This window comes from uncultured Holdemanella sp. (genome assembly GCF_958348295.1).
GTDB lineage: Bacteria > Bacillota_I > Bacilli_A > Erysipelotrichales > Erysipelotrichaceae > Holdemanella.
This window is the reverse complement of sequence record NZ_CATVYQ010000079.1, coordinates 1-4,966: the sequence shown is the minus strand read 5'-3', so window position 1 is coordinate 4,966 and position 4,966 is coordinate 1. Positions and strand designations below refer to the sequence as shown.

The window sequence follows — 4,966 nt, the reverse complement described above, 5'->3', positions numbered from 1 at the left end:
GCTTCGATTGGTGTTTTTTATCAACATTGATGTATTAATTTTCTAATGTATTATAACATATATTAAAAATGTTCACAGACTATTAATCTGTGAACAATTCTTTTTGATAAGGTATTTGAAGATGTTCATACGCTTTTGGAGTAACTATTCTTCCTCTAGGTGTACGATTAATAAAACCAATTTGCAACAAATAAGGTTCATATACATCTTCAAGAGTCATTGGTTCTTCACCAATACTTGATGCGATAGCTTCAAGTCCCACGGGACCTCCTTTAAATCTTTCAATGATTCCTTTTAAATACTTATGATCGACCGCATCCAATCCTAAATGATCCACACGTAATCGATCTAATGCTGTTTTAGCAATTTCACTTGATATCACACCATCATTATAGACTTGTGCAAAATCACGTACACGCCTAAATAATCGATTCGCTATACGTGGAGTACCACGTGATCTTAAAGCAATCTCCGCAACTGCATTTTTATCAATTTTTGTATCCATTACACAACTTGTACGATATACGATTTTTTCTAAATCTGCTAAGTTGTAATATTCAAGCTGTGAAATAATCCCAAAACGATCTCGTAAAGGTGCACTTAAATCTCCAGCTCTTGTTGTCGCTCCAACAAGCGTAAAAGGCGGTAAATTGATACGAATATTATGTACGGTAGCTGAATCTTTACCAACTACAATATCTAGACAATAATCTTCCATTGCTGGATACAATACTTCTTCTACCTGTTTTGGCAAACGATGAATCTCGTCTATAAATAGAACATCACCTGGTTCTAGTGTCGTCAAAATAGCCGCTAAATCTCCACTCTTTTCAATAGAAGGACCACTTGCAGTTTTTAAATTTCCATGCATTTCATTGGCAAGAATATAGGCTAAAGTTGTCTTTCCAAGGCCAGGAGGACCATAGAATAATACATGATCTAAAGCTTCATTTCTTGATCTTGCCGCATTGATAAATACATCTAGATTTTCTTTTAATTCAGATTGTCCAATATATTCACTTAGACTTTGAGGACGCAAAGTCTTTTCAAAACTATCGGATTCCTGTAAATTTCCATCCACTTCTCTTGGCATCTATCTTATACTCCATTTCTTTTCGCGAGTAAAATCAATGCTTGTCTTAGCATTTCATCTTCTCCTAATTCTGTATTTTCTAATTCTTTTTTGATTTTAGTTAATTGATTTGTCTTATATCCAAGCGAAACTAAAGCATCCTGAACTTGGCTCCAAACTGGACTTGACGCTACACCATCGTTTGTTTCCAAAGATACAAACTTTCCTTTTAAATCTAGAACGATCTGTCCTGCCGTTTTTGCACCAATACCAGGTAAAGACTTAAGCTTTTTGATATCATCATTTTCAATCGCTTCAATCATATCTTTTCCAGGACATACAGATAACATCGTTTGCGCTGTTTTTGGACCAATACCTTTAACATTGATCAAACGCATAAAAACTTCATAGTCCTCTTCCTTGATAAAGCCAAACAATAATATCGCATCTTCACGAACATGTTGATATGTATACAAAAATAATTCCTCATTCATTTTTTGACTTAATGCATTGGCCAAATATACTTCAAAGCCTACACCATGTACATCAAGTACAACACGATCACTTCGAATAATTCTTACAACACCATTCACAAACGCAATCATATTACACCTCAATATCTAATTCTACAGGACAATGATCTGAACCATATACATCCGTTAAAATCTTCGCATCCACAATTTTATCCTTTAATTCCGGCGATACTAGCCAATAATCAATTCTCCATCCCGCATTCTTTTCGCGAGCTTTAAAGCGATAGCTCCACCAAGAATATTCCACTTTTTCAGGGTATAAAGTTCGATAACTATCGATAAATTCAGTTAACAGATTTTCCTTAAAGCTATCTCTTTCTTCATCTGTAAAACCCGCATTTTTATGATTTGTCTTTGGATTTTTTATATCAATTTCTTCATTCGCCACATTAAAATCGCCACAAGCCATAACGGGTTTATCTAGTGATTTTAAATAAGTACTAAAAACTTTATCCCATTCCATACGATAATCTAATCTTTTTAGTCCATCGCCTGAATTTGGTGTATAAACAGTCACAACATAATATTCAGGATACTCCAAAGTAATCACTCTTCCTTCTGTATCATGTTCTTCGACACCCATTCCATATCGAATTGAAATCGGTTCTTTTTTACAGAAAATCATTGTTCCACTATAGCCTTTTCTTTGTGCACTATTTATATATTGATAAGGATATAATTCACAATCCACTTCAATTTGATCGGGCTGTGCCTTAGTTTCTTGAATACAGAAAATGTCTGCATCCAACGCATAAAGAATTTCCACAAAATCCTTCTTTAAAACGGCACGAATCCCGTTTACGTTCCACGAAATACATTTCATAAAAAAACACCTCAGAAGCATTATACCACACCAAAAGAAAAGGCTACACAATGTGTAACCTTAGTTTTCAATAAATTCAAATTCAAAGCCTAATAAACGTACTGTATCTCCATCTTGACATCCAGCTTCTCTTAAAGCTGTATCAATTCCAAGATAACGCATCTTATTGGCAAATAGATAGAAGTCTTCTTCCGTATTCAACTTATTGATGTCAAATACACGTTCAAGTCTAGGACCCGAAACATTCCATACACCATCATCTTCTTTTTCAATAATGATGTCTTTCTTCTTCTCTTCAAACGTATACATAACACCTGTTTCTCCCGTATCTTCGGTAATCGGAAATGCTGGTGTTGTCGCAAGAAGATCTGCTGCTTTTCTTAGTACTGGATCTAAACCTTCATGAATAATGGTTGTTGTTTCATACACTGGAATATCTGGATATTTTTCTTTAAAACGGCGAACATTTTCTTCGGCATTTTCCATATCCATCTTATTGGCAACAACAATTTGAGGTCTTTCTAATAAACGAATCTGATAAGATTTCAATTCATTATTAATAACTTCATAATCCTTTAGTGGATCTCTGCCATCCTCTGCACCCATATCAATCACATGAATAATAACACGACATCTTTCAATATGACGCAAGAACTGGTGACCCAAGCCTTTACCATCGCTTGCTCCTTCAATAAGCCCTGGTAAATCGGCTAGCACAAAGCTTCTTCCATCACCCGTTTGAACAACTCCAACATTTGGTGTGATTGTCGTAAATGGATAGTCTCCAATTTCAGGGCGCGCTTTACTAACGGCATCTAGGAATGTTGATTTTCCAACACTAGGAAATCCTACCAATCCTACATCAGCTAGTACTCTAAGTTCTACAATACAATCAAATTCTTCTCCTAATACACCTTGTTCAGCATATTTAGGTGCTGTATTATGACTTGATCTAAAGTGCCAGTTACCACGACCTCCACGACCTCCATGAGCTACAACTTGGCGTTGGTGTGGTTTTGTCAAATCGGCAAGTACTTGATTATTATCACTTCTCTTTACAATCGTTCCTAATGGAACTTTAACAACTTTATGTTCCCCATTGGCTCCGTGCATTTTTTTGTTCTTACCTTTTTCACCTGGAGTTGCGATAATTTTACGATGATAACGCAAATCTAATAGAGTGGTCATACCTGGATCTGCTTCAAAAATGACATCTCCTCCATTACCTCCGTCACCTCCAAAAGGTCCACCATAGGCAACATATTTTTCATGGCGAAAACTTACTAAACCATCTCCGCCTTTACCTGCTTTTATATGAACTTTGACTTGATCTACAAACATATATACCCTCCTTTCTTTTTCATTAAAAAAGATCCCAGCAACGGGATCTTAAATTTCACACTTGTTAAGCTTGTGGATAAACAGAAACTTTCTTTTTATCTTTACCAAGACGTTCGTATTTAACAACACCGTTAACTAATGCGAACAATGTATCATCAGCACCACGTCCTACGTTAGTTCCTGGATGAATTTTTGTTCCACGTTGACGATAAATAATGCTTCCAGCGTGACAAGATTGTCCATCAGCTAATTTAGCTCCTAAACGTTTTGAGTGAGAATCACGACCGTTCTTTGTAGAACCAACTCCCTTTTTAGAAGCGAACAACTGTAAGTCTAATTTTAATAACATTTTTTACACCTCCTGTACTTGTATGTATTTAGGATAACTCTCTTCAATACTTTGAAACTGAACCAATAGCGTATTTAATATGATTTGTAGTTCAGCACATTTAGTATTTTTTATTTCTAATTCAACATCCCCTGCATCTACTTTATAAGAAATGAAACTTAAATAGCCAAGCTGTGCGATTGCGTTGATACCACCAATAATAATGGTACTGGCAGCAGAACAGACGATATCTTTTCCATACTGATCATATTCAGCATGTCCATGCATCGAGATCAATGATATCCCATTCTTATCTCGAGCAATTTTAATTTTAATCATAATTAAGCTTCAATAGCTTCAATTTTTACACGAGTGTAAGGTTGACGGTGTCCTTGTTTACGACGTGTTGAAGATTTTTTAGCTTTGTATTTCACGATTGTGATTTTCTTTCCTTTGCCTTGTTTTTCAACAACACCTGTTACCTTTGCACCTTCTACGAATGGTTTACCAAATTTTCCATCAGCGTATAATACTTTGTCAAATGTAACAGTGTCTCCTTCGTTAGCTTCTAATTTTTCAACGAAGATAACAGCATCCTTTTCAACACGGATCTGTTTTCCACCAGTTTCGATAATTGCGTACATGTGTGCACCTCCTATTCATTCTATTTCACATTTAGCTTGATACTCGCCATCAAGGTGTGAATTAACAACTTAAAACCTTTTCTGGGCGGTTGCAAGTCCATACACGGAGTTTGCAACATTGATATTTTAAAGGATATAAAGCAATACGTCAAGTTAAAATTCTATTTTTTAGGTCAAAAGAAAAATTTATTCCCACCTTTAGGTTGCGATAACCTTTACACTAAA

The 4,966-nt window shown here is 35.5% G+C and carries 7 protein-coding genes and 1 other annotated feature; all 7 genes read right to left on the bottom strand.

Annotation, left to right across the window (positions count from 1 at the left end):
- Positions 1-82: 82 nt before the first annotated feature.
- The 7 genes from ruvB to rplU all read right to left on the bottom strand — a co-directional run bounded on the left by ruvB (position 83) and on the right by rplU (position 4,741).
- A complete protein-coding gene (gene ruvB, locus Q3907_RS10375) occupies positions 83-1,093 on the bottom strand; it encodes a Holliday junction branch migration DNA helicase RuvB (RefSeq protein WP_295562323.1) in 1,011 nt (336 codons plus the stop codon).
- A gap of 5 nt (positions 1,094-1,098) precedes the next feature.
- Entirely contained in the window at positions 1,099-1,677 is a 579-nt protein-coding gene (gene ruvA, locus Q3907_RS10370; protein WP_301898216.1) for a Holliday junction branch migration protein RuvA, read from the bottom strand.
- Position 1,678: 1 nt separating this feature from the next.
- Positions 1,679-2,428, bottom strand: coding sequence for an exodeoxyribonuclease III (locus Q3907_RS10365; RefSeq protein WP_295643530.1), 750 nt, complete (start codon positions 2,426-2,428; stop codon positions 1,679-1,681).
- 60 nt (positions 2,429-2,488) lie between these two features.
- A complete protein-coding gene (gene obgE / locus Q3907_RS10360) occupies positions 2,489-3,769 on the bottom strand; it encodes a GTPase ObgE (protein WP_295562318.1) in 1,281 nt (426 codons plus the stop codon).
- A 64-nt stretch (positions 3,770-3,833) separates the two neighbouring features.
- On the bottom strand, positions 3,834-4,118 hold the full coding sequence (gene rpmA, locus Q3907_RS10355; RefSeq protein WP_003864191.1) for a 50S ribosomal protein L27: 285 nt from the start codon (positions 4,116-4,118) through the stop codon (positions 3,834-3,836).
- A 3-nt stretch (positions 4,119-4,121) separates the two neighbouring features.
- A complete protein-coding gene (locus tag Q3907_RS10350; RefSeq protein WP_301898215.1) occupies positions 4,122-4,436 on the bottom strand; it encodes a ribosomal-processing cysteine protease Prp in 315 nt (104 codons plus the stop codon).
- Between the two features lie 2 nt (positions 4,437-4,438).
- Positions 4,439-4,741: a 50S ribosomal protein L21 gene (gene rplU, locus Q3907_RS10345; RefSeq protein WP_003864193.1), complete on the bottom strand. Its 303-nt coding sequence runs from the start codon at positions 4,739-4,741 to the stop codon at positions 4,439-4,441.
- A gap of 29 nt (positions 4,742-4,770) precedes the next feature.
- Positions 4,771-4,842 (bottom strand) — a sequence feature (ribosomal protein L21 leader region).
- Between the last annotated feature and the right edge of the window lie 124 nt (positions 4,843-4,966).

What these genes read in the sequence shown, in the direction of transcription:
- ruvB (WP_295562323.1), bottom strand. Translation starts at nt 1,093, where the DNA reads ATGCCAAGAGAAGTGGATGGAAATTTACAGGAATCCGATAGTTTTGAA.
- ruvA (WP_301898216.1), bottom strand. Translation starts at nt 1,677, where the DNA reads ATGATTGCGTTTGTGAATGGTGTTGTAAGAATTATTCGAAGTGATCGT.
- Q3907_RS10365 (WP_295643530.1), bottom strand. Translation starts at nt 2,428, where the DNA reads ATGAAATGTATTTCGTGGAACGTAAACGGGATTCGTGCCGTTTTAAAG.
- obgE (WP_295562318.1), bottom strand. Translation starts at nt 3,769, where the DNA reads ATGTTTGTAGATCAAGTCAAAGTTCATATAAAAGCAGGTAAAGGCGGA.
- rpmA (WP_003864191.1), bottom strand. Translation starts at nt 4,118, where the DNA reads ATGTTATTAAAATTAGACTTACAGTTGTTCGCTTCTAAAAAGGGAGTT.
- Q3907_RS10350 (WP_301898215.1), bottom strand. Translation starts at nt 4,436, where the DNA reads ATGATTAAAATTAAAATTGCTCGAGATAAGAATGGGATATCATTGATC.
- rplU (WP_003864193.1), bottom strand. Translation starts at nt 4,741, where the DNA reads ATGTACGCAATTATCGAAACTGGTGGAAAACAGATCCGTGTTGAAAAG.